This window comes from Pseudomonas sp. AN-B15 (assembly GCF_019056475.1).
GTDB classification, from domain to species: domain Bacteria; phylum Pseudomonadota; class Gammaproteobacteria; order Pseudomonadales; family Pseudomonadaceae; genus Aquipseudomonas; species Aquipseudomonas parakoreensis.
Map to the genome: position 1 here is coordinate 6252853 of NZ_CP049737.1, position 22655 is coordinate 6275507.

Genomic DNA, 22655 nt, shown 5'->3' on the forward strand with positions numbered 1-22655 from the left:
TCCACTGCGCGCTTCATCAGACATGCACGCAGATATGCCATCCCGCTAACGCGGAATGAGGCTCAGTGTGGTACAGGAATCAAATGCGGGGCGGTCGCCATACCCCTGAAGGGGTTTGGACAGGATGGGAGTCTATGGAGATGGACGCTTCGAGGGGGCTAGATAGGGGGACCAGAGGCTTGATGATAGAGACTTGCAGCATGCCGCCGGTCTTACACTCCTGGCCCGGCTTGCAGGGTTTACCATGCTCGGTGGGACTTTTCATGTCATGGCAGCAGTCTTGGCCCATGCCGTCCATCATCGCCATGCCCATGGTTTGCATGGGACACGGCTCTGTCGGCGCCTGAACACCCGCCATCCCACTGAGGGGAAGCGCCAAGCTAATCAGGAATATCAGGCAAAACCGTACATAGCGTGTCATGGACTGAAGTGTAGCCAGTAGAAATGGTGCTAACAATCCCGTTCCCGGCTTCTTGGTTAGCTGCCAGAAACCTCTATTGCGCGCTCATTTCCATTTCAGGACTTAGCGTGCCTAACCATGCGACCAGACAGATGATGAGGATTGCCATCAGGAATTCGAATTTCATGCTGCGGCGCAAGGCATTAACCGCTACAGAGTATTGACCATTGCGAACTGAGCGCTCCAACTGCGGGCTTAAGTGAAAGCGGTTCAGTGTGGCTAAAACGATCATCCCGGCAAAGAGCAGGATCTTCAAAAACAGCAGCTGACCATAGGTACTCAGCATGACCTCATCAAGGTTTGGACCGACGATGAAAAGGTAATTCACGACTCCCGTTACGCTTATGATCGCAACAATCACACCGCCGGCCGACTCAAAGCCAGTCAGCACGCGGGCAAGAATTCGTGCTTCCTCCTCGCCCTTCAGCGATTTCAACCGCAGCAGTAGAGCGAAGGCCGCTAGAGCACCCAACCAGCCACCTGCCGCTAATAAATGGAAAATATCGCTCAGAAAATGCCAGTAGCGGCGGCTGCCTTCGTCCATGGCACCGTGCCCTGTCCAGGCTAGCGTGGCCAACGCGATTGCTCCACACACGGTGACGATCCAGAGGCTGGGTGTCGGAAATCGTTTGTTCAACGCGACGCCCATAATTGCCCCAACCAAGGCGGCTATTCGGACCATCCAGGTCAACCCAACGTCGGTGCCCATGATGACCATTTCAAAAATGTGGTGATGTAGCTCCATAAGCTCCGATACACCGCTCATTGCTTTCGCAAGCAACAACATCGAGGCAAGGGACAGAGCTACACCTGCAACAGAAGTACCGTAAAGAAGCGACTCAAAATTCAAGACCGTGCCCGATACCCTTTCTTTTCCCCTGAGACTGTACAAGCCAAATATGGCCAATCCAAATAACAACATCAGGTCAAAATAGAGAGCAAAGCGAACCACAATATTTATTGAGTCGCTCATGGATCATTTCACTTTGAAGGAAAAGTTGCCGGTGATCGGGTGGGTGTCCGAGGAGACTGCACGCCATTCAACTTTGTAGGTACCGGTCGTCAGAGGTGCAGCCGGCGTAATCACCATCGTTTTCGGATCACCGCCAGCAGCGACGGCGGCCTTTACACCCATTGGAGAGTTCGGCATGCCAGGCATATCAGTCATGATCAGTTTTGCACCGGAAAACTGAGTGGTGAGATTCTCGGAAAAGTGCAGTTCAATTTTCGAAGGGGCCGCCGCATCCGAGCCTTCCGCCGGAGTGGAAGAAAGGAGCTTTGGATGTGCTTGAGCTACGGCACTCAGAAGCAAACCAGCAGTAAGTGCAACAGCTACGGTCGTAGTTTTAAGGAATGACATGCAAGACTCCTCACAGCAAGAGCTGTTGATTTGAGGTTTGTTTGGGAAGAACTAGTTTGTAATTTTCAATTTAAAACCACTGATGGTTAACTCGGAGCTTCCATCTCTAGTGCAGGTTGAACACGAAAATCTCGCTAAGCCCCAACGTCACAGTGCAAGAACACGATGCCACACGAACGCAAACTGTTCGATTACATTTCAGTCAGCTTGACACGCTGTTTGGGATCGAATTGGCGAAGGTCGCAAGTCTTAGAAACGAGACCGCACGCCGCAAATACTGGGGTATTCACTCATTCAAAAAATTACGAAACTGGATGCAGGCCCAAGTCGCGCTAACGCCGTTGATCACAAATGCGGCATTGCTCAGCTGACCTGCAAGTCAACACTAGGAAACTCGAGATGAAAGGCCGTTTTACCGTCACATGACGTACACCAGATTTTGCCATCATGCGCCTCAATAATTGATCGGGTAATCGACAAACCTAGCCCTGCGTTGCTTGGGCTTCCTTCCCTGCGCGCTGGGTCCACGCGATAAAAACGATCGAAGAGCTTTTCAAGATGTTCGGGGGCAATGGGTTCACCCTGGTTCTCCACGACGACCAATACCGACATCTCCTTCTGGAGGATTTCGACACTGATCATCTTCCCTTCCGAGGTGTAGCGAAGCGCATTAGAGAGCAGGTTAGATATAGCTCTGTGGAGCATAAGGACATCGCCTCGGACGCTGCCCCTTCCTGAAACCTTCAGTTCTATCCCTCGCTCATCTGCCAAAAGACGGTAGTATTCAAGCAGTTTCTCCACGACTTCCACCAAATCTATTGGTTTGTTCTCGTGGGTGATCAGACCATTGTCTGACTTCGCCAGAAATAGCATGTCATCAATCATCCGACTCATACGCTTCAAGTCATCAAGATTTGAGTACAGGTTGTCTTCGTAGTCTTCTATATTCCTTTTTCTTGAAAGCACGACTTCGGTGTGGGTCATCAAGTTGCTTACAGGAGTCCGTAGTTCGTGGGCAATGTCTGCGGAAAAATTCGATAACCGGACAAATGCATCGTCGAGTCTGGACAGCATTGCGTTAAAGGACAGCACCATTTGCTGAAGTTCTTTAGGAACAGGCGCTAAAGGGATGCGCTCTTTTAGTGATTTTGCTGACATAGAGGCGGCGACCCGCGTGACCTGGCGAATAGGCCGCATGCCACTGCTTGCTACCATCCAGCCAAGCGCCGCACTGACCAGCGCGCTAATTACCAGCCCTATCCAAAACCAGCGCTCAAGCGTCTCGAAAAAGGACATATGCTGAGTAACGTCAAAGATCAAAATGACTGTCAACGGCTTGTCTTGCCCCGTCACAACGGCTTGTGCTGTCACGCCACGGAACATCTGCTCTTGCTCCCGCCACTCCCAGACGTTGTTGTTTGTGGTTGTGCGGAACTCCTTCGGAATATCTACCGGACCGGGATCTGCGAACAGCAGCTTGCCTTCACCATCGATTATTAGGGCCGTCAAATCCCGGTGAGCACCCAGCAGCGCTTCCAGCTCAGGCTTAAATTCGCTGAATTGATCGATGGTGTTCAACCCGGACAAAATTCTCTGGGTCGAGTGGAGCTTTTCGTTCAATGCCTGCTGATCCAGCATCTTAAAGTGATGCCGACTGAGGTTGTTGAAACTAAGTCCGGCGACCGTAAGCACGGCCGTTACCGCGAGCATGAACATCAGACTCATGCGAGTTGTCAGGGACATCCGATTCATTCCGACTCCGAATCAGGCGCGTCTAGCATGTAACCCATTCCCCTCGAGGTATGAATCAACTTGACCTCAAAGTCGTCATCTATCTTGGCCCTCAACCGTCTAACCGCAACCTCGATAACGTTGGTGTCGCTATCGAAGTTCATATCCCAAACCTGGGAAGCGATAAGTGACTTTGGCAGCACCTCCCCACGACGTCGCAGCAACAGCTCAAGCAACGCAAACTCTTTGGCCGTAAGGTCGATGCGCTTACCTGCACGAATGGCCCGACGCTTGAGTAGGTCCACCTCCAGATCAGCCAATTTCATGTAGGTTTGCGAAGGCGCGCTGTTACCGCGACGCAGCAACGTTCTGACTCGAGCAAGCAATTCAGAAAATGCGAAGGGTTTGATCAGGTAGTCATCTGCGCCGAGTTCAAGTCCTTTAACTCGATCTTCAACGCGGTCTCTCGCTGTGAGAAAGAGTACGGGGACGTCTTTCCCGGAAGCGCGAACCTTCTGCAGAACTTCCCAGCCATCCAATCCAGGCATCATGACGTCGAGAATCAACAGGTCATACGCTTCGCTCAAAGCGTGCTGAAGCGCCTCTTTTCCATTAGTAAAACGATCAACATTGAACCCCGCCTCGGTGAGTCCTTGCTGCAAATAGATACCTATTTTTGGTTCGTCTTCAGCGACAAGAAGTCTCATGAGGTCGTTCTCTGATAGTGATGAAGCGGAGTCTGCAACGAAAACCGGCAGCCAACCAGCAACTGACAGAAAAGTAATATTGGCTTCAGGTAGATGTCAGCGAGCGCTGTCTAGGGTTCAAGCATGAGTACTTCCTAGTGCTCGACCGACTCTTCAGCATGAAACGTTTAGGAGCCGGAAAACAATTCCATAAGGAGTTGCCCCATGAATCGCCTGAAAATTCTGTTTTTTGTGAGCTCAATACTCGTCTCAGCTTCTGTATGGGCTGAAAGTGGCGGAGACCGGGTTATAGAGCGTATGGAGGGTCTGCGCAACAAGGCAGAAGCTGTCCTGATACAAGCTGAAAACGCTCCTGAAGGTCAGCGTCATGTCCACATGACTGAGCATATGAAGATGCTGGGAGAGCTCATGAGCCAACTCCATAAAGATCATCCAGACGCCTCAATGTCTCCTCAGCAGCACCTCGCCTGGATGGAAAAGCACGACAAAATCGTCGATGACGTTTTGAACCAAATGCAGCGCGAGCACAAATTGATGCTTTCAGAGAATCATCAGTGAAAACCGGCTTCCAATGGGCTTTTTGAACAGTAACGTTAAATACGGCGTCATTTGGACGCCGTGCTTTTTTGAAAACTGACAGAAATGTAGTGTTCAGGTCAGTTAACTGGCAGCTCCATGTCTTTAGCATAGCCAGTGCTCCCACTCCTCTTACTCTCGAGGTCACTATGAAAGCTAAGCTCGTTACCCCTGTCATCGCAGCAATCACTCTCCTCTTCGGTGCTACGGCTATGGCCAGCGCAGGGCATGGGAAAGAGGACATCGGCCAGCCTGGAGTCGCCTCTCAGGTTACTCGTACGGTGGAGGTCGAGATGGGCGATATTTTCTTCAAACCTGAAAGCATCGACGTTAAGCCTGGTGAAACCATTCGATTTGTCCTTCGCAATGATGGTTCGCTGCTGCACGAGTTCAACATCGGCAAAGCCTCTGCTCATGCAGCACACCAAAAAGAAATGGCAAGCATGTTCCAGAACGGGACGCTTAACCCCACCGGTACCGGAAAAACGATGAGCGGTATGAGCCACAGCATGGGTGGAATGAAGATGGTCGGAATGGAGCACAACGACCCGAACAGCGTCCTGATTGAGCCTGGCGCAACCCAAGAGCTGATCTGGACCTTCAACAACAGCACAGGCCTTCAGTTTGCCTGCAATGTGCCCGGACATTACCAATCGGGAATGGTCGGTCAGTTTGACCTGAAATAAGCCTAAGCCGGCTTCTCCCACCGCTTCGACACAGGAGTTGGCTACGCTCTGTTGCAGAGTACACAGTGAGGCTTAGATCATGAGTAACCATCAGCGCCTGGATGGAAACACCACCGCACCATATTGGAGGCGCAAAACAGGCGTTGTCCTAATCATGCTCATTGCGATTGGTGCCTTCTACGTGTTGCGGGAGCATTTCAGCCACGTTTATCCATTTTGGCCTTATCTGATTCTGTTGATCTGTCCATTAATGCATTTTTTTGGACATAGCCATGGCGGACATAGCCATGGCGATCAGGCAGCAACCCACAAGGACAAAGAAGGGAAATAGACATGCCTAACATATCGAGCCACCACGACCACAGTCACGCCCATGCTGCTCCGCTAAATGACGATGATCTACGTGACCCGGTGTGCGGAATGGCAGTCACTTCATCAAGTAAATTTGGTGAGTCTTATCAGGGACAGAAGTATCAATTCTGTAGCCTGAAATGCCAGGAGAAGTTTCGAGCTGATCCTGAACGCTTCAGCAGTAATGTTTCGAGCGCCGAGTCCCGCGTCACCACTCCAGAGCCTGCGGTACAAACAGGCACTGAGTTTACCTGTCCGATGCACCCGGAAATACGCCAGCCCGGACCCGGCAACTGCCCTAAATGTGGCATGACATTAGAGCCGGTCATACCCGCGCTCGATGAAGAAGAAAATCCTGAACTCCGGGATTTCGCCCGCCGCTTTTGGTGGTCGCTGCCATTAACCGTGATAGTGACCTTGCTCGCCATGGCGGGACACACGTTACAACTTTTCCATGGCCCGATCCAAAACTGGATCGAGCTGGCTCTGGCGACACCGGTGACCTTGTGGGCAGGTTGGCCTTTTTTTGTCAGAGGCATAGCATCTATTAGAAATCGCAGCCCAAATATGTGGACACTGATTGGGTTGGGTACCGCCGCAGCATACCTTTACAGCGTCATGGCAACGCTCTTACCTCAAAGCTTTCCGGCCACCTTCATGCAAGATGGACGCATCGGCGTCTACTTCGAAGCCGCAGCGGTCATCATCTCACTCACCTTGCTTGGGCAGATTCTTGAGCTCAAAGCACGATCGCAAACCTCCGCCGCCATCAAGTCCCTTCTCGGCCTGTCGCCCAAGACAGCACGCCGGATCAATACCGATGGACAGGAAGAAGACATTCCTCTCACCCATGTCCACCTTGGAGACCATCTACGGGTCAGACCCGGTGAAAAGGTTCCAGTTGATGGCTCAGTACTGGAAGGTGAAAGTGCGGTGGATGAGTCCATGCTTACTGGCGAACCAGTGCCGGTAATGAAGAGAGCTGGAGATAGTCTGATCGGTGCCACGCTCAATACACATGGGAGCTTAGTAATGGAGGCGCAGAAGGTCGGCGCCGAGACCATGCTGTCACAGATCGTACAGATGGTCGCTCGGGCTCAGCGATCCAAAGCACCAATGCAACGAATGGCCGACTCGATTGCCGGCTACTTTGTGATGGGTGTTATCGCGATTGCGATACTGACATTTGTTGGTTGGGGGCTTTTTGGCCCTGAGCCCAGCTGGGTGTTTGGTCTGATCAACGCTGTCGCCGTGCTGATCATCGCTTGCCCCTGTGCGTTGGGTCTTGCTACGCCCATGTCGATCATGGTTTCGACAGGTAAAGCAGCCAGCATGGGCGTGCTGTTCAGGGATGCCAGTGCCATCGAAAACCTATGCAAGATCGACACACTGATTGTCGATAAGACAGGCACCCTGACAGAGGGACGGCCAGTGTTTCACAGTGTGGAGGCCACACCCAGTTTCAATCCCCACGATGTTCTTCAGCTTGCTGCCAGCCTTGATCAGGGCAGCGAACATCCCTTGGCTCATGCAATCGTCGATCACGCCCGAACCGAGAACATTAAGCTCACCAAGCCAGGATCCTTTGAGTCTGGTTCAGGTATCGGGGTCAGTGGCATCGTTGATGGCAAGAAGATCCAACTGGGGAACACCGCGTTGATGGAAGCCGCAGGTGTCAGCACCAAGCCCCTACAAAAGCGTGCAGAGTTGTTGCGACTTGACGGCATCAGCATCATCTACCTCGCAGTCGACGGGGTATTGGCAGGGTTGTTGGCAGTATCAGATCCGATTAAGCCGACCTCCAAAGAAGCAGTCACCAAGCTCAAGGCTGATGACATCAAAATCATCATGGCTACTGGCGACGGGCTCACCACCGCTCGGGCTGTCGCCAGGGAGATGGGGATTGAAGAAGTCCACGGTGAAGTGAAACCTCAGGACAAGGAGCGTCTGGTCGCAGACCTTCAGCAAAACGGCCGGAAGGTCGCCATGGCCGGTGACGGTATCAACGATGCACCAGCCCTGGCGCGAGCAGATGTGGGCATTGCCATGGGGACAGGGACTGACGTTGCGATGAATAGCGCGCAACTCACGCTAGTAAAAGGCGACCTGATGGGGATTTTGCGAGCAAGGGCTCTTTCGGTCGCAACAGTAAAAAACATGCGGCAAAACTTGGGTTTCGCCTTTCTTTACAACTCGATGGGTATCCCCCTTGCCGCAGGCTTGCTCTATCCACTGACGGGACACCTCTTGTCGCCAATGATCGCTGCCATAGCCATGAGCGTCAGTTCTGCATCTGTAGTTTTCAATGCATTGAGACTGAGGAATACCCGAATTGACTGAACTTCAAAATTGCAGCGCACTTGCCATGCGTTTGCATAGAACCTGACCAGTCATTCGCATTTGACTGATCTGTGATTGAGAATTTGACCAACCAGACATCAAAGCTGAGGGGCTCATAACGACCCAAAGCGGTAAATCTGGGCAAGGGACTACCCATGTGTTTTCTTCAGTCCTTCAAGCGCACACTCGCCCTTTGCACAGCGGCCATTTTTTCAGGCCGCTTCATGCGTTTCCATTTTCTGATGTCTTCCTTGCTTCGCCCACAGCTCATACACAGATCACCACTGAGTTGACAAACTGAGATGCAGGGATTCTCGATTTCTTTAGCCATTGTCAGCCACCTTTGGACACACGTATTGAGTCAGGCGGGTGTTCCAGTAACCTCCGTGAGTTCGCTGACACTCCTCCTCAGAGTCGAAGTGGACGCTGTGGTCTGAAGGGGTCAGGACGATGTCGGCCTCCTTCAACGCGATAGCCGTCAGCTCAAAGATGCGCGCCTTCGCGTCAAACAAGGCGAGCTTTCTATCCGCCAAGGTTTCGAATACCCAGATGACCTTCAGGGTTTCAGCCAGCGCGTTGAGGTCAGCGGTATGGGTGAGCCAGATAAAGCCTTTGATTTCACCTTTTGCTGTTTCACACGCTTCGGTGAGCCTGGTAATCAACCGGCGTTCTATCCGCGCCAGTTCGCGTTTCCCTGGTGGCATTGCGGGTTCCTTTGGAGACAATGGAGGGCAGGCTCTGAATCAGGCCGGTCGAAACTCGACCGTCAGATGGCTGACTTCGTGAACCGGCTTGAGACGTTCACGAATGCTGTCGGCGTTCGCAGTGGCCTTACCAACGACGCTGACGATGGCCGCATGGGCTTGCGGCCCAATCCGCCAGACATGCAAGTCAGTGATGATGGCATCCCCCGGCTTCTCAACCAGTTCGCGGATTTCCTCGGCAACGTGCGCATCTGTCTGATCCAGCAGCACACCTGCGGTGCCCCCCATCAAGGTCCAGGCCCAACGCGCGATAACAATGGCGCCGATGATACCCATGACCGGATCCAGCCAAACCCAACCGAGATAACGCCCGGCGAGCAGTGCCGCAATGGCCAGAACTGAAGTGAGCGCGTCCGCGATAACGTGGACGTACGCAGATTTCAGGTTGTTGTCGTTCCCGTGACGGGCATGGGCATGGGCATGGGCATGATCATCATGGTCGTGCTCATGACTGTGCCCGTGGCCCAGCAACAACGCACTGACAATGTTGACAATCAAACCGGTAATCGCGATGAGCGTAGCGGTGCCGAACTGAACTTCCGTTGGCTGCAAGAGGCGCATGACAGACTCAATGCCAATTCCCAGGGAGACCATACCGAGAACCAGTGCCGAGGCGAATCCGCCCAAGTCTCCAACCTTTCCGGTACCGAAACTGTAGCGCTCGCTGGAAGCATGGCGTTTTGCATATCCGTAAGCGGCCGCCGCGATGCCTAATGCGCCGGCATGGGTTGCCATGTGGAAGCCATCGGCCAGTAACGCCATCGAACCCGTAATATAGCCGGCGGTGATCTCGCCGACCATCATCAGCACCGTCAGTGCCACAACCCAAAGCGTACGCTTGGCATTTTCGTCGTGCGCTGAGCCAAGGAACACGTGGTCGTGTGTGTAATTGATGTTGGTGTTGCTCATGAGTGTGTACCTAGATGCGTTCACTTAGCGTAACGGCGAATGGCTTCAAGAAGCTCTTCGACGCCCCTGTTACGCTCTTCTTCGCTGAGCGCAGGGTTCGCGACATGCTCCCGCGCGTGGTCCTCGATGATTTCCTCCATTAAGCCGTTGATTGCTCCGCGAGTGGCAGCAACAAGGTGTAATGTTTTTGCGCAATCGAGATCCGATTCCAATGCTCGTTCAACGGCTTGGATTTGTCCGGCTATGCGTTTTACGCGTTTGAGAAGATTTTCTTTGTTTGCTGCAATATGGCCCATGGGATACCCCCCCTACCTATGTATTGCGCATGATAGGCATACCCCCTATGCCTATGCAAGATCATAGAGCGGAGAGAGCATCTACAGTCCCTGGCAGAAAAGAGGCCTCAAGTGCGAGCGAGGAGCGAGAGGAGCTGTAATGTCCGCCTCTAACCGTTCTCTGCCGGCGATGGCCAAAGTCGAATACGCTGCAAATGGTTGGTCAGGTCAAATGCAAACGAGTGGTCAAGTCTGCCCAACTACCCATCACAATGACGGTCACAACCCGAAACAGATAACTGTTGACCTTGCCATCGTGTCAACGTCGATGCTGTTGGTGCGGCGAAAAGAAACCGCTCAGCTTGAGAGGTAAAAAACCATGTTCGTTTTAAATGTTTCCGGCATTGGTTGCGGCAGTTGCGTCAGCAAAATCACCAAGGCGATTCAGTCAATGGATAACGAAGCTACGGTTTCCGTGGATCGGTCAGCCGGTAAGGTGAGAGTTGAAAGCAGCGAAAGCCCAGAGCAGATTCGTAAAGCTGTCGAGGCGGTAGGTTTTCCTTGCCAGATCAGCGCTTGAAGCGCTGACAGCTGCCCCTGGTCAGACGCCCGTTGCAGGGGGGATCCACTTGGTGAACATTCAGGGATACCATAGCAGCGTCGACCACAATTACCGCTCGCAAGCCCCTGCGCTACTAATCACCTCGCAGAGCTTTGAGCAAACCTTTGAATGCTCCATTCAACCGAGTAAAAGCGGCGTCGAAACGTATTCCATTTTCTGTGTACTTTGCGACCTCAACCTGCTGATCGACAGTATTTTGGTCAATGGCAGGTTGAGCCGGTGTACTGTAAAGCAAACTAATTCCATAAATATCGCTTACGGATTCTATTCCGGCAATGTGTTTTACATTTGTTGTTTCCAAAGAAAATAGAGTGGCAGGTGTTTTTTCTATTTCGCGGGCGAGCACAGTAGAAAAATCTAAATCTCGAGCCTTGTAGTTCGGCGTATCAGCATTTGCGATGTTGTTACTCAGGATTTCGGCTCTTTGGCTACGAAGATTCAAAGCTCTTTCCGCTACGCCGACCGCTTTTTCGAAACTAATACTCAAGCAATAATCCTCAACAAGCTCACTTATTTACTACGCGATACCTCCGGATTCACATCTCCGACCAATAGAGGTTCAAAGACATAGTCACCTTGAGTAACGAAAACCTACAAAGGTTCGCCCGTTGATATTATTGGTGAGTAATATCGATGCGCGCTGGAAGACCGAGACCTTAAGGACTAAATACGATGTTCTTCAAGAGAAATATCACAACCTGACGCAACTGTAATATTGGCCTAAGCTTCCCGACAGCGGATGACCCTTATAGTCCTATTGAGCCTAATGCTCACCCGCTACGAATCAATGCACGATTGGATTCAGGGGCGGCCAGTACTGATCTGAGGAAACCCCAAATGAACACTATCAAATCCTTGTTCGTCATCGCTGCTCTGAGCATTTCATCTTTGGCTATGGCTGAGGGCGGTGGTGATCGGACTTTCGCACGTATGGAATTGGCCAAAAATAATTCGATGGAATCGTACCAGGTAGCTCAAACGCAGAGCTCTCAACCGCCTGTCGCTGAGAGCAAAGCGAAAGCGATGGATCATAAAAACTGCTGAACGATTAGGCACGCGGCCAACCTGACAGAAATGTAATCACTAAGGTGGTTTAGATGTGGCAATTTCTGAGCTCGCTTGCTGTAAAAATTCGTCTTTTTAACGGTAAGCGAAGCTCATCTTGCCAACTCACGGGTTGTTTTGAACGGCTCCCTTTTGACTGATTGGAAATAAACGGCATGCATTCCAAAACCTCTAGACGGACATTCGTTAAAGGCCTGGCCGCCGGTGGCATCCTTGGCGGCCTTGGTCTGTGGCGCACTCCTGTATGGGCAGTGACCAGTCCAGGCTTGCCGAGCGTCCTCACCGGCAACGAATTTGATCTGTTTATTGGTGAAACCCCTGTAAACATCACCGGCTCGCCGCGCACGGCCATGACCATCAATGGATCATTGCCAGGACCCTTGCTGCGTTGGCGCGAAGGAGAGACAGTCACACTGCGTGTGAAAAATCGTTTGGACCAGGACACTTCCATCCATTGGCACGGGATCATCCTGCCGGCCAATATGGACGGCGTACCCGGATTAAGCTTCCATGGCATCGCACCCGACGGTATGTACGAGTACAAATTCAAGATCCATCAGAACGGTACGTATTGGTATCACAGCCACTCGGGCTTACAGGAGCAGGCAGGCGTTTACGGGCCAATCGTTATCGACTCGAAAGAACCTGAACCTTTTCAATACAACCGCGACTACGTGGTGATGTTGACTGACTGGACCGATGAAGATCCTAGTCGCGTCATGGCGAAGCTTAAGAAGCAATCTGACTACTACAACCACCACAAACGTACCGTTGGCGATTTCATCGACGATGTCAGCAAGCAAGGCTGGTCATCTACCGTAGCCGACCGAAAGATGTGGGCAGAAATGAAAATGAACCCCACTGACCTCGCAGACGTCAGTGGAGATACTTACACCTACCTCATGAATGGCCAGGCGCCCAACGGTAACTGGACCGGTATTTTCAAACCAGGTGAGAAGCTGCGCCTTCGTTTTATTAACGGCTCGGCGATGAGCTATTTCGACGTTCGAATTCCTGGCTTGAAAATGACCGTTGTGGCCGCCGACGGCCAACACGTCAAACCGGTCAGCGTCGACGAATTCCGCATCGCCGTAGCTGAAACGTATGACGTGATAGTTGAGCCCGCCAGTGAAGAGGCTTACACCATCTTCGCCCAGTCTATGGACAGAACCGGGTATGCACGCGGAACCCTCGCAGTTCGCGAAGGATTAAAGGCACAAGTGCCTGCGATCGACCCTAGGCCTCTTTTGTCCATGGATGACATGGGAATGGGCGGTATGGCTGGTATGGACCATGGCAGCATGGCTGGTATGGGCAGCGGCGACATGTCCGGCATGGCTGGCATGGATCACAGCAAGATGGCGGGCATGGACCAAAGTGACATGACCGGGATGACCGGCATGGACGGCGGTGATATGACTAGCATGGCTGGTATGGATCACAGCAAGATGGCTGGTATGGACAAAGGCGACATGGCCAACATGGCTGGCATGGACCATAGCAAGATGGCGGGCATGGACAAAGGCGATATGTCCAACATGGCCGGTATGGACCACAGCAAGATGGCTGGCATGGGCGGTATGGGTGGAGAAATGCAGACTCACCCAGCCTCCGAAACCAACAACCCCTTGGTTGATATGCAAGCCATGACCCCGACGCCAAAGCTAAACGATCCAGGCATCGGTTTGCGGAACAATGGTCGTCGAGTCCTCACCTATTCAGACCTGAAAAGCACTTTCGAGGACCCTGATGGCCGCGAGCCCAATCGCACCATTGAGCTACATCTGACCGGTCACATGGAAAAGTTTTCCTGGTCCTTCAACGGCATCAAATTTTCTGACGCTGAGCCCCTTCGTCTCAAGTATGGGGAGCGTCTTCGCATCACCTTGGTAAACGACACCATGATGACGCACCCCATTCACCTTCACGGAATGTGGAGCGACCTTGAAGATGAAAACGGCAAGTTCATGGTGCGCAAGCACACAATCGACATGCCACCAGGTACCAAGCGCAGCTATCGAGTCACCGCCGATGCCTTAGGTCGCTGGGCCTATCACTGCCACCTGCTTTTCCATATGGAAATGGGCATGTTCCGTGAAGTACGGGTTGATGAGTAAAGGAGACGATCTGTGAGCACATACCTAAATCGTAAATCGCTGGTCGGTTGCCTCTTTGCCGTCGGCTTGATGGGTGGACTCTCGTCCGTGGCGCTGGCAGTCGAGGATAGTAGTGTTCATTCACCTGCTACTCCTGCGGAGCCAACGAGCAAGCCTGCAACTGCGACAAAAGAATCAAAGCCCGATCACGGATCAATGGATCACAGCAAGATGAGCCATGAGTCGATGGGTCATGACCAAAAAACCAAAAAGGCAGATTGAGATCATGACCAGTAAGTTTTTACGTCCAACGTTGATGGCACTGGCAGTCTCTACCAGTCCTGCTTTCTCTTTCATGGCCCAGGCGGCAGAAGAGATGGATCACTCCAAGATGGATCGCGGCTCGATGGGAGCTATGGACCATAGCAAGATGGGGGCAATGGATCACAGCAAGATGAGCATGGACAATGGAGCAATGGACGGTATGGAAAGTATGGATGGAGGGGCTACCACCACCAGCCGAACTCCAATCCCTGTACTGACCGACGCTGACCGTGCAGCCGCGTTCCCTGATGTGGCTGGTCATGGCGTTCACGACAAGAAGGTCAACTCCTTCATGCTGCTGGATAAGTTTGAGTACCAGGATGCTGACAACGGTAGTGCGTTGGCCTGGGATGCAAAAGGATGGATCGGCGGTGACGTTGACCGACTGTGGTTGCGTTCGGAAGGCGAACGTACCAATGGCGTAACGGAAAACGCTGAACTCTCAGCCCTTTGGGGGCACTCCATCGGTCCATGGTGGGATGTCGTCACCGGCGTACGACAAGACTTCAAGCCCGGATCACCACAAACTTGGGGAGCGCTCGGTATTCAGGGCATGGCCCTCTATAACTTTGAAGCCGAAGCGACTGCCTATATCGGTGAGAACGGTCAAACCGCTGCTAGATTGGAAGGCGACTACGACATTCTGCTGACCAATCGCCTGATCTTGCAGCCAACGGCCGAAGCCAATTTTTACGGAAAAAATGATCCTCAACGCGGCATTGGGTCTGGATTGGCAAACACCGAAGTAGGGCTCCGATTGCGTTATGAGATTGTTCGCCAATTTGCCCCTTACATTGGGGTTAGCTGGAGCCGCTCCTACGGCAATACGGCAGACCTGGCCAGCGATGAAGGAGAGCATGCGAACGAGGCGCGATTTGTCGCCGGTATTCGGATGTGGTTTTAAGAGCCTGACATGAAAAGAACGTTGAAAACATTGACTGCTGCCGGGGTGGTTGCCGCAATAACAGGTGCCGGCGTGGTTTATTTTGGTGTGATCAATGTTGGGGCGGATGAACCACACTCCGATCCCGTTTACGCGCTACTTTCCACCGCTCGGGATCGCTCGATCGAAGTGCGCTCACGCGACATTAAAGTCCCCGACCTGAGCGAAGAAGCTCTAATCCGCGCAGGTGCTGGCAACTACAACTCTATGTGCATCGGTTGCCATCTCGCTCCGGGTATTGAAGGAACCGAGTTAAGTAATAGCCTTTACCCCGCACCTCCGAATCTTTCAAAACTGGGCGTTGATGGAAACCCTGCCGCAGCTTTCTGGATCATCAAGCATGGAATCAAATCCACAGGCATGCCCGCTTGGGGTAAAAGCATGGCCGATCCCTACATATGGGGAATGGTCGCATTTCTCCAGCAGCTGCCTTCAATGGATGCAGAGCAATACAAAGCTCTCGCAACCAGCAGCGGTGGTCATCAACACGGTGGCGGCGAGAGCAAAATGCATAACCATGAAGGCCAGCATGAGGGCCAAAAAGGCGCTGTCGCGGGGCATCATGATGCGGGTACAGGCGAAGAAATAGCCGAAGCAGGCGACCATCATGGCGAGAGAAACAGCGCTCATGCCCATGAGGCGGCCGAAGCGCCTTCTCAGGATGAAAGTACCGAACACGCCCATCCTCAGGTTGTGGAGGCTTCACATGACGCCCCTGCAACTCCGGCCACTCAGCCAAAAACTCATACCCACGCTGATGGGAAGGAACATACCCATGCGAAATAACTTTCTTCGTCCCGGTCGGGCACTTCGCCTCGCTGCATTTGCGGCTCTGTTTATCAGTTCAGCTGGTCATGCAGCAGAGTCGCTGACGATCGACGTCCATCGTGACGCTAACTGTGGATGCTGCAAGAAGTGGATCCAGCACCTTGAAGCTAACGGCTTCACCGTCGTTGATCATGTAGAAACCAACATGAGCGCGGTCAAGCAGGATCTCGGTGTTGCTCCACGACTCTCGTCCTGCCACACAGCAATGATCAATGGAAAGTTTGTTGAAGGTCACGTGCCCGCCGAGCAAATCATTGCGATGAGCAAACGTGACGACCTTCTCGGGATCGCCGTTCCTGGCATGCCGGCTGGATCCCCGGGCATGGAAGTCAACGGAAAACATGATGCTTACCAGGTAATCGGTTTGTCCAAAGCAGGCGCAGACCAGGTCATTGCTGAATACCCCGGAAACTAATCTGGCCCCTCAATCCTGTCCCTGCGTGGTTAGCGACATAGCCATGCAGCGGGACACATACTGTCCATTCCGCGCTCAAGTAACACGCAAAGACAATGAGCTACTGTTGGCCGTCTCTCCTGCTGTTCCCCCCAGCCCCACTCTATAACGCCCTCAGCTAAACGATGCGCACGCAGTCGAAGTGAATATCGACGATGACTCTGCACCTTCAGTCTCAGTTATGAATGGAGATTGCCTGTCAACGGATCAAAAGCTCCTAGACAGCAGGTTTGCCAAGCGGGGCGAACACAGGTACTGACAACAGGACGTCCCGCACTTATGTCAATCCACACAAAAAAAGGCGCCACTAGGGCGCCTAAGCCGCCTCCCAAACCAAAGGAGAAACAAGGAGACGGGGTGTACCTGGTAGTCGAACAATTGGTGCCGCAGGTTAGCGCTCGTTAAAGCAGTTGCAGTGGGTACTCGACAATCAGTCGGACCTCATCCAAATCAGATTCGAAATCGGTAGCACGCGTGGTTGCTTGGCGAACACGCAGCGACATGTCCTTCAGAGAGCCTGACTGGATGATGTACTTAGCCTCAATGTCTCGCTCCCAACGCTTTTGGTCTTGCAATGGCGCTCCATCTGCTCCGCGACGCATATACACGCTGTTCGCGTTGGAATAATCAGCGTCCCACCCCTTCGCGTAGCGGGTCATGAAGCTAAGGCCTGGGATGCCGAACGCTTGCATATCCAGGTCGTAGCGAAGCTGCAAGGATTGCTCTTTCGGTGAGTTGAAGTCGCTGTACTGGATGGAGTTATCCAGAAAAATCGAGTCCGATTGGCGCAGGTAATCAAAGTCGTCATTGCCGTTGCTGCGCTGATAGCCAACGGTCACCGTGTGGACGCCGAATTTAACCCCGGCTTTGCCACTCCAGATATTGTTATCAAAGCTGTCCAGGAGTTTTTTACCCTCGTCGACCGCGCGGTAGTAATTAAATCCACCGATCAACGCGACGCTCTCTGAGAGCGGGTAGCTCAGGGAAGTGCCTGCGTAATACTGATTCCAAACATCCTTAAATTGGCTGGCGTAAAGACTCACACCAACATGCTCATTAACGGTGTAATCGCCCCCAAGGTAAGCAATCCATGGAGCATCAACAGCACCGGCATAGAAAGTCGAAAAGCCGTCACGCATGCTGCTGGAGTTGGGTTGGCTCATCGCATGCAGCCGCCCCCCCTGAATGGTCAGGTCTTTAATGGTGGTGTTGGTGAACGTTGCCCCCTTAAAGCTCTCTGGCAGCAGTCGAGAATCGCCATATGCCACGACAGGCGTGGATGGAAAGACATCTCCTACTTTGACCACCGTATCCATAAAGCGAGCCTTCGCGGCTCCGCCTACTTTTGAGTAAGAGTCTTCAGGTTGGCCTTTGCTGTTGTAGGGCATGACATCCACTGAGCTTCGAGCCCCCGAGCGCCCATCACCCGAATCAAGCTTGAGTCCTACCATTGCAAATGCATCTATGCCGAACCCGACGGTGCCTTGGGTGAAGCCAGACTCAAATCGCCCGATAATCCCATGAGCCCATTCTTCAGCGTAACCATTGCCTGTGGGACTTGACTGGCCCTTTCGATTGTCACGATTGAAGTAGAGATTACGATTGAGAAGACTAAGGGAGCTCCCTTCAATGAACCCCTCAGGTTTTTGCTCAACGGCCACTGCAACTTGCCCCATGCTCATGCCAAGGGCAATGAGAGAAAGACCATAAAAGCTTTTATTGTTCATTTAACACTCCAGGCTTTTGCTTGGCAGAGTTTCTTTATGAAATATTTTTATCATTATAAAAAGCCACCGGCACATAGGGATTCCCTCTACGTGCCGACAGACATAATTTCATACAAAAGATAACTTCAGCGTGACCTGAAAATTACTTCTATGTCAGCGACCAGCAAGCATGCTTAAAAAGCGTAAATGAATGATTTGATGTAGACATGACCTTAAGGGGCTAACTCCCATGTGGGCAGTCGGTACCCATAATCTTGTATTCCACGGTATTAAGCTTGCCCGCCGAATCTTCATAGGTCATGCGCGAAGGCGCAACACTACAGTTTTTGTTGGCCTGTGTGACACTGATCACCTTCTGAATATCGAGGTTCATACCATATTCATAATGAACAACTTCAGGGACGGCCTTACCATTTCTTAAGGCATATTGCTCCATCGCCTGTTGGTTTTCTTGCATCATCCGACCATACACGCGGTCACCGCCTCCTTCAGCCATGGCTAATGAAGATAAGGTCAAAACCGAAGCGGCGCAAAACGCTTTCACTGCTGTCATTGCTTTCATGATTTTCTCCTAAGCTCAATTTTCTGAGTTAAAGAGTAACAAGTGAAAGCTTTCAGAAAGCTGCCGCGAAGGTTACTAATGTGAAAGGTGAACCCTACTCCGCGTTTACGCTTTCAAGCCAGATGGCATTTTTGTTATCACCAAAGGTTGGCAGACGCTGACGGAACACAGATGACCTCAAAAGCTTATTGGAACCGGTGGCCCCTCCCAATTCCTCGATACGCCGGTAGATCTGAGCAAGGCCTCCGCGTCGACTCCGGTTTTTTCCAGGCTTGTCAGATCCCACTCGAAGAAACTGGAAAATACCAGGAAAACCTTGCTTGCTACCGCTGAAGTCAATCTTACCGTCGAGTAATTCACCGGGAGCTTCATCCGGATGAGTTCAGAGACAGTCCATATCAAAGTTCTTAGACGGAAATGCCATACTGACTCTTGATGAATCTTTATCTGTTGATAAGTAAGGGGAAACCTCTGCTTGCGTAGATCCAGCTCATGAGGTAACGAACCTGGGAGTAGCGATTGCAAATTCCGAATATTCACTCTCTTCGGATCTTTCGTAACTTTATATAGCTCATCTACGCCCGCTTCGATAAGGGCCGCATACGCGCCGTCTCTTGAGTCGACAGACTTTTCGACCGTAACTGCAATTTTTTTAGGTGCACGGAGTTTTGCCATTAACCATGCGTTATCATGTTCTAGAATCCATTGCGTAGGTTTGTACGCCTTCTTCCAGAGGTACTCGACATCGGCGTCGTTACGTAGCGCTAAAAGCAACTCAATTTTTTGGCGATACCTAGTTTTTTGGCTAGGATGCGATTCTTCAACTTTGGACGCTCGCGGAGAAACAGAGGCACTCAGCAGAATAGACTCATTCTTCAGAGCCTCTTCAAAGTCATCTGCACTGGAAAACAAATGAAGAGCAATGATCAAATGCCTCGCGAGCGGCATATTTAGCTGACCTTTGTCTGATTTGAGCCGGATCCATTGCTCATGTTTCCCGGTGTTATAGGCTGGATCAATCTGCGACAAAAGCTCATCACCGTAAGCGCTTTGGATGCTGTCGAATAGTTTTGCGATACCTGCATTTTTTCCGAAAATATATCCGCGTTTCTTGCATTGGCGGACGTAGCAAGAACTTAATACCGTACTGCCTATCGGAGGAATATTGCGTTGCAAGATATCGTGTGCGAACAGGGCGACTTTCTGTTCCAGTTTTGAGCCCTTGTGAGTCGCTGCGCTGTTTAAGGGGCTCCAACCGCATGCGCATGGCTCAGTCAGATTGGGAAGTAGCTTCAATTTTCGGTAGAACGGGCGAGAGCACTCGGGGCAGGCATGGATCAATGTGTCGCCATGACGCCAACAGACGGCAACACCGGGTATTTGGTGAGATCGATGCCAGTAGGCAGAACCCCGATCAATCAAATCCTCCTGAACGCAGGTAGGACAAAGCTTAGCCTTGCCATGGGTGGACTCCTCTCTGCGGGGCACCCGTACCACCCCGTCATAACCCAGCGGACCTACGTTGTTCTCCGGACCCTGCTTAACCCCAAGAAAAGGCCGGTAAGCAGGAAAAGTGGTATTGCTACTGATCAGCTCTGCGAGATTGCTCTCCGATTGCCCCGGCAGTCTGTGGGCGAGCCTCTCGATCTGATTGGGTACGATGCCACCAATGCAAAAGGGTTTCGATGCGAACAAATCGCGGTAGGTTTCTGTCGCGGTTCTGTTGCCTGACAGATAGTGATATCGGGTGACACGAGAGTGCAGCATTTCATCCGGCATCGACACGGGGAAAAACAATAGATCAGACATCATTTACCGATTAAAGGTAGGGCTCGAAGAGAATATGCATCCGGGGGCAGTATATATGCAACCCGTCAAATTCTGTATCCGGTATCGATTTGGAAATGATACCCAGCCGCTCAACTTTTAACCGTAGTGAATTCATCTAAGCCCTGCCGCGATCGTACTCTTGAATACAAAACACGTATCGATAACCTGCGCAGGTCAGCCCATGGCAATTGCAAAACTATTTCTGTTGATCGCGGGTTAGTACGTTTTACTTGCTGATCGTGGTCATCCAGCGTATGCCGTAGCTATTCTGGAAGGTGCAAATATTCATTAACAGAAAAATAATGTGTTTACGTTGAATTAAATTCAGAACTTTTTTAGATCGAGGGAATGGCTGGCTGGATTACAGCGTGGGCCGAATGCTCGCGACCCTGTAAAGCGAAGAACGTGATATAGGCTTGCCCTCCGAGAGCAATTTGCTTCTAGCCCATCGCAGACGCCTATCGTGGAAGCCTTCGATTGATTCACATACTTTGTCGAGCATTGCTGCACAGAGAGGAAGCTTGCAGAGCTGCTTTTCGAAGCGAGACAGAACATGAAGCTCCCGGCCAATTCTGGTACGCGAGATGCGGACAGGCTTACCCGCAAGAGCATAAAGCGCTTCAGCACACTGACGGACTTCGCCGGCCAGTCTCGCATCGAGGGCAGCGAACATTTCGGCGCTATTTAGACGGGGCGTACGATGGGGGCTTGGGTTTACAGTTGACTCCGAAAGCCACCGCCTATCGTGGCGATACAGCCACGCATACCCCCTGCATGCATGTGCTTTGTAAAAACGATAATCAGCCTCGAAAGCCGTGCGTCTTGCGCATAGCTCAATGTGAAATCTTGCCTCACTCCAAGCACCTTGCCCGCCGGCTACATTTCGGATGTGACGATAGACATACGCCAATGAAACGCCTAGAACGGCAGCGATCTTTTTGGCATCAGCGCCCTCAAGAGCATGTTTCCACACAGCGGCTGACGAACAGTCCATGCCTTCACCGGGCATCACCGGAGAAAGGCGCGTGTGAAGTTGAATGTGAGCTATCGGACCACACGCCACCGCCTGTTTCACCGGGCGTTGACCATGCAGCAAGTTCACCATGTCAATGCCCAGAGCACCGGCCAATAAAATGTATTTGAGCGGGTGGTGGGAGGTTATTGGCGTACGAAGCAGCTTCGTGACCCACGAGGCGGGTGTACCTGCACGAACTTCTCCGAGTATGGAAAATTCCCATTCTTGCGGGAGTGCGGCAAAAAAATCGGCCATGTGCTGCGCCAGCATGTGCATGTGCAAGCGATGGTTATCAGAGGCAAGGTTAAGCTGCGTTGCCCTTTGTAAAAACGTGTAGCGCACCGCCTCCGCTGACAAAGCACTGACTTCAGACTCGATGACCTGAAGTGAGCGCAACGCTATTTCGTGAAGCGGCGGCATGCTCAGCGACGGGGTATCGAGACGTAACGTGTGAGCTTGCACATTCTCATCACTCGGCAGATTGAGTTGTCGAGAGCTGCGGCTGGACCAGCGAGGATCAAGGATACTAAGTGACGTCCCGTGATGCGGACATACCAGCACGCCTGGAAGCATGTGAACCCTGTGCCAGTAAGCAACTCCCCGTTGGGCCTGATCTTGGGCGATACATTCTGGGCATAACCGCACTCGGGAGGCGAATCCAATACGGCTCGCGTTGACGCCCAGCTTCAACATCAAACCCTTCCCATCGGCAGTCATCAGCGTCCGAGCGTGTTCTACCTGGCTCATAGTCAAAAACGGCGCATAGTAGGGTAATAGCGTGTGACGCATAAGGACCTCGGCTATCGATAGCTCGGTACCGCTGGGTAGCGCGTCGACAAACTCCCCTAAATGACTTGGGAATGCCACATTTTGCGAAAATGCTGCCGCCGATTTCAGGCCGGCAAATGCTGCTTGGCAATTACGAACACCGCAAAGACGGGCATAGCGAGATATCACGCTGTGCAGCGTCTCATCGGGGAACGCGGTGGGGAAGAAATGGAGTTTAAGGTGCACTTCGCCACCCCCCGAC

The 22655-nt window shown here is 52.1% G+C and carries 26 protein-coding genes; 12 read left to right on the plus strand and 14 right to left on the minus strand.

The genetic code is table 11. From position 1 onward, the window contains the following. Positions 1-79 precede the first annotated feature (79 nt). From GTQ41_RS28750 to GTQ41_RS28360, 5 genes are all read right to left on the minus strand, one after another. Positions 80-421, minus strand: a complete 342-nt coding sequence (locus GTQ41_RS28750; protein ID WP_080896087.1) for a hypothetical protein — start codon at positions 419-421, stop codon at positions 80-82. A 73-nt stretch (positions 422-494) separates the two neighbouring features. Continuing rightward, entirely contained in the window at positions 495-1433 is a 939-nt protein-coding gene (copD, locus tag GTQ41_RS28345) for a copper homeostasis membrane protein CopD (RefSeq protein ID WP_042556867.1), read from the minus strand. 3 nt (positions 1434-1436) lie between these two features. Continuing rightward, positions 1437-1820 carry a copper homeostasis periplasmic binding protein CopC gene (copC, locus tag GTQ41_RS28350; protein WP_042556868.1) on the minus strand — a complete coding sequence of 128 codons (384 nt, stop codon included), beginning with the start codon at positions 1818-1820 and terminating at the stop codon, positions 1437-1439. A 363-nt stretch (positions 1821-2183) separates the two neighbouring features. Then, positions 2184-3572, minus strand: coding sequence for a heavy metal sensor histidine kinase (locus GTQ41_RS28355; protein ID WP_042556869.1), 1389 nt, complete (start codon positions 3570-3572; stop codon positions 2184-2186). Next, positions 3569-4258, minus strand: a complete 690-nt coding sequence (locus GTQ41_RS28360) for a heavy metal response regulator transcription factor (protein ID WP_042556870.1) — start codon at positions 4256-4258, stop codon at positions 3569-3571. The genes GTQ41_RS28355 and GTQ41_RS28360 overlap by 4 nt, the downstream gene beginning before the upstream one ends. Before the next feature lie 204 nt (positions 4259-4462). On the opposite strand from GTQ41_RS28360, the gene GTQ41_RS28365 reads away from it, so the two are divergent. From GTQ41_RS28365 to GTQ41_RS28380, 4 genes are all read left to right on the plus strand, one after another. After that, positions 4463-4816, plus strand: a complete 354-nt coding sequence (locus tag GTQ41_RS28365) for a co-regulatory protein PtrA N-terminal domain-containing protein (RefSeq protein WP_042556871.1) — start codon at positions 4463-4465, stop codon at positions 4814-4816. Positions 4817-4983: 167 nt separating this feature from the next. Next, positions 4984-5520 (plus strand): plastocyanin/azurin family copper-binding protein, encoded by a 537-nt coding sequence (locus tag GTQ41_RS28370; RefSeq protein WP_042556872.1) that lies wholly within the window; start codon positions 4984-4986, stop codon positions 5518-5520. Positions 5521-5599: 79 nt separating this feature from the next. Then, positions 5600-5851, plus strand: coding sequence for a DUF2933 domain-containing protein (locus GTQ41_RS28375; protein ID WP_080895976.1), 252 nt, complete (start codon positions 5600-5602; stop codon positions 5849-5851). Positions 5852-5853: 2 nt separating this feature from the next. After that, the gene (locus tag GTQ41_RS28380; RefSeq protein WP_080895977.1) at positions 5854-8211 is read left to right on the plus strand and encodes a heavy metal translocating P-type ATPase; all 2358 of its coding nucleotides are present in this window, start codon (positions 5854-5856) and stop codon (positions 8209-8211) included. A gap of 166 nt (positions 8212-8377) precedes the next feature. Here GTQ41_RS28380 and GTQ41_RS28385 read toward each other — a convergent pair whose 3' ends face one another. Genes GTQ41_RS28385 through GTQ41_RS28400 form a run of 4 tightly spaced genes read right to left on the minus strand, consistent with a single transcriptional unit; the run spans position 8378 to position 10180 of the window. After that, positions 8378-8542: a DUF1289 domain-containing protein gene (locus GTQ41_RS28385; protein WP_080895978.1), complete on the minus strand. Its 165-nt coding sequence runs from the start codon at positions 8540-8542 to the stop codon at positions 8378-8380. Further along, a complete protein-coding gene (locus GTQ41_RS28390) occupies positions 8535-8915 on the minus strand; it encodes a hypothetical protein (RefSeq protein WP_042556874.1) in 381 nt (126 codons plus the stop codon). Before GTQ41_RS28390 ends, GTQ41_RS28385 begins: the two co-directional genes overlap by 8 nt. Positions 8916-8954: 39 nt before the next feature. Further along, positions 8955-9884, minus strand: coding sequence for a CDF family Co(II)/Ni(II) efflux transporter DmeF (gene dmeF / locus GTQ41_RS28395; protein ID WP_047297385.1), 930 nt, complete (start codon positions 9882-9884; stop codon positions 8955-8957). A 20-nt stretch (positions 9885-9904) separates the two neighbouring features. Then, positions 9905-10180, minus strand: coding sequence for a metal/formaldehyde-sensitive transcriptional repressor (locus GTQ41_RS28400; protein WP_042556876.1), 276 nt, complete (start codon positions 10178-10180; stop codon positions 9905-9907). 139 nt (positions 10181-10319) lie between these two features. Here GTQ41_RS28400 and GTQ41_RS28405 point away from each other — a divergent pair, with 139 nt between their 5' ends. Both GTQ41_RS28405 and GTQ41_RS28410 read left to right on the plus strand, forming a co-directional pair. Beyond that, positions 10320-10532, plus strand: a complete 213-nt coding sequence (locus GTQ41_RS28405) for a hypothetical protein (protein ID WP_140396035.1) — start codon at positions 10320-10322, stop codon at positions 10530-10532. A 6-nt stretch (positions 10533-10538) separates the two neighbouring features. Further along, on the plus strand, positions 10539-10739 hold the full coding sequence (locus GTQ41_RS28410; RefSeq protein WP_080895979.1) for a heavy-metal-associated domain-containing protein: 201 nt from the start codon (positions 10539-10541) through the stop codon (positions 10737-10739). Between the two features lie 115 nt (positions 10740-10854). Here GTQ41_RS28410 and flgB read toward each other — a convergent pair whose 3' ends face one another. Continuing rightward, complete coding sequence (gene flgB / locus GTQ41_RS28415; RefSeq protein WP_042556877.1) at positions 10855-11268, minus strand: flagellar basal body rod protein FlgB; 414 nt, start codon at positions 11266-11268, stop codon at positions 10855-10857. Positions 11269-11618: 350 nt separating this feature from the next. On the opposite strand from flgB, the gene GTQ41_RS28420 reads away from it, so the two are divergent. The 6 genes from GTQ41_RS28420 (at position 11619) to GTQ41_RS28445 (ending at position 16452) form a co-directional block, all read left to right on the plus strand. Next, the gene (locus tag GTQ41_RS28420) at positions 11619-11825 is read left to right on the plus strand and encodes a co-regulatory protein PtrA N-terminal domain-containing protein (protein ID WP_042556878.1); all 207 of its coding nucleotides are present in this window, start codon (positions 11619-11621) and stop codon (positions 11823-11825) included. A gap of 176 nt (positions 11826-12001) precedes the next feature. Beyond that, positions 12002-13963 carry a copper resistance system multicopper oxidase gene (locus tag GTQ41_RS28425; protein ID WP_042556879.1) on the plus strand — a complete coding sequence of 654 codons (1962 nt, stop codon included), beginning with the start codon at positions 12002-12004 and terminating at the stop codon, positions 13961-13963. A gap of 12 nt (positions 13964-13975) precedes the next feature. Further along, on the plus strand, positions 13976-14224 hold the full coding sequence (locus tag GTQ41_RS28430; protein WP_176393382.1) for a hypothetical protein: 249 nt from the start codon (positions 13976-13978) through the stop codon (positions 14222-14224). Next, positions 14196-15170, plus strand: coding sequence for a copper resistance protein B (locus tag GTQ41_RS28435; protein WP_042556880.1), 975 nt, complete (start codon positions 14196-14198; stop codon positions 15168-15170). The genes GTQ41_RS28430 and GTQ41_RS28435 overlap by 29 nt, the downstream gene beginning before the upstream one ends. Before the next feature lie 9 nt (positions 15171-15179). Then, complete coding sequence (locus tag GTQ41_RS28440; RefSeq protein WP_080963326.1) at positions 15180-15995, plus strand: cytochrome c; 816 nt, start codon at positions 15180-15182, stop codon at positions 15993-15995. After that, the gene (locus GTQ41_RS28445) at positions 15985-16452 is read left to right on the plus strand and encodes a DUF411 domain-containing protein (protein ID WP_042561924.1); all 468 of its coding nucleotides are present in this window, start codon (positions 15985-15987) and stop codon (positions 16450-16452) included. The genes GTQ41_RS28440 and GTQ41_RS28445 overlap by 11 nt, the downstream gene beginning before the upstream one ends. A gap of 440 nt (positions 16453-16892) precedes the next feature. Here GTQ41_RS28445 and GTQ41_RS28450 read toward each other — a convergent pair whose 3' ends face one another. From GTQ41_RS28450 to GTQ41_RS28465, 4 genes are all read right to left on the minus strand, one after another. Then, positions 16893-18218 carry an OprD family porin gene (locus GTQ41_RS28450; RefSeq protein WP_042556881.1) on the minus strand — a complete coding sequence of 442 codons (1326 nt, stop codon included), beginning with the start codon at positions 18216-18218 and terminating at the stop codon, positions 16893-16895. Positions 18219-18438: 220 nt separating this feature from the next. Continuing rightward, positions 18439-18771, minus strand: coding sequence for a DUF2790 domain-containing protein (locus GTQ41_RS28455; protein ID WP_042561925.1), 333 nt, complete (start codon positions 18769-18771; stop codon positions 18439-18441). Positions 18772-18957: 186 nt separating this feature from the next. Further along, positions 18958-20592 carry a TnsD family Tn7-like transposition protein gene (locus GTQ41_RS28460; protein ID WP_080895981.1) on the minus strand — a complete coding sequence of 545 codons (1635 nt, stop codon included), beginning with the start codon at positions 20590-20592 and terminating at the stop codon, positions 18958-18960. A gap of 379 nt (positions 20593-20971) precedes the next feature. Beyond that, positions 20972-22639, minus strand: a complete 1668-nt coding sequence (locus GTQ41_RS28465) for a TnsD family Tn7-like transposition protein (protein ID WP_042556882.1) — start codon at positions 22637-22639, stop codon at positions 20972-20974. Positions 22640-22655 lie beyond the last annotated feature (16 nt).

Coding starts and splice junctions, on each gene's coding strand:
- GTQ41_RS28405 (WP_140396035.1), top strand. CDS start 10,320: ATGTCCGCCTCTAACCGTTCTCTGCCGGCGATGGCCAAAGTCGAATAC.
- GTQ41_RS28365 (WP_042556871.1), top strand. CDS start 4,463: ATGAATCGCCTGAAAATTCTGTTTTTTGTGAGCTCAATACTCGTCTCA.
- GTQ41_RS28450 (WP_042556881.1), bottom strand. CDS start 18,218: ATGAACAATAAAAGCTTTTATGGTCTTTCTCTCATTGCCCTTGGCATG.
- GTQ41_RS28355 (WP_042556869.1), bottom strand. CDS start 3,572: ATGAATCGGATGTCCCTGACAACTCGCATGAGTCTGATGTTCATGCTC.
- GTQ41_RS28370 (WP_042556872.1), top strand. CDS start 4,984: ATGAAAGCTAAGCTCGTTACCCCTGTCATCGCAGCAATCACTCTCCTC.
- GTQ41_RS28400 (WP_042556876.1), bottom strand. CDS start 10,180: ATGGGCCATATTGCAGCAAACAAAGAAAATCTTCTCAAACGCGTAAAA.
- GTQ41_RS28435 (WP_042556880.1), top strand. CDS start 14,196: ATGACCAAAAAACCAAAAAGGCAGATTGAGATCATGACCAGTAAGTTT.
- copD (WP_042556867.1), bottom strand. CDS start 1,433: ATGAGCGACTCAATAAATATTGTGGTTCGCTTTGCTCTCTATTTTGAC.
- GTQ41_RS28360 (WP_042556870.1), bottom strand. CDS start 4,258: ATGAGACTTCTTGTCGCTGAAGACGAACCAAAAATAGGTATCTATTTG.
- GTQ41_RS28455 (WP_042561925.1), bottom strand. CDS start 18,771: ATGACAGCAGTGAAAGCGTTTTGCGCCGCTTCGGTTTTGACCTTATCT.
- GTQ41_RS28750 (WP_080896087.1), bottom strand. CDS start 421: ATGACACGCTATGTACGGTTTTGCCTGATATTCCTGATTAGCTTGGCG.
- GTQ41_RS28420 (WP_042556878.1), top strand. CDS start 11,619: ATGAACACTATCAAATCCTTGTTCGTCATCGCTGCTCTGAGCATTTCA.
- GTQ41_RS28425 (WP_042556879.1), top strand. CDS start 12,002: ATGCATTCCAAAACCTCTAGACGGACATTCGTTAAAGGCCTGGCCGCC.
- GTQ41_RS28460 (WP_080895981.1), bottom strand. CDS start 20,592: ATGATGTCTGATCTATTGTTTTTCCCCGTGTCGATGCCGGATGAAATG.
- GTQ41_RS28380 (WP_080895977.1), top strand. CDS start 5,854: ATGCCTAACATATCGAGCCACCACGACCACAGTCACGCCCATGCTGCT.
- dmeF (WP_047297385.1), bottom strand. CDS start 9,884: ATGAGCAACACCAACATCAATTACACACACGACCACGTGTTCCTTGGC.
- GTQ41_RS28390 (WP_042556874.1), bottom strand. CDS start 8,915: ATGCCACCAGGGAAACGCGAACTGGCGCGGATAGAACGCCGGTTGATT.
- GTQ41_RS28445 (WP_042561924.1), top strand. CDS start 15,985: ATGCGAAATAACTTTCTTCGTCCCGGTCGGGCACTTCGCCTCGCTGCA.
- GTQ41_RS28385 (WP_080895978.1), bottom strand. CDS start 8,542: ATGGCTAAAGAAATCGAGAATCCCTGCATCTCAGTTTGTCAACTCAGT.
- GTQ41_RS28375 (WP_080895976.1), top strand. CDS start 5,600: ATGAGTAACCATCAGCGCCTGGATGGAAACACCACCGCACCATATTGG.
- copC (WP_042556868.1), bottom strand. CDS start 1,820: ATGTCATTCCTTAAAACTACGACCGTAGCTGTTGCACTTACTGCTGGT.
- GTQ41_RS28410 (WP_080895979.1), top strand. CDS start 10,539: ATGTTCGTTTTAAATGTTTCCGGCATTGGTTGCGGCAGTTGCGTCAGC.
- GTQ41_RS28440 (WP_080963326.1), top strand. CDS start 15,180: ATGAAAAGAACGTTGAAAACATTGACTGCTGCCGGGGTGGTTGCCGCA.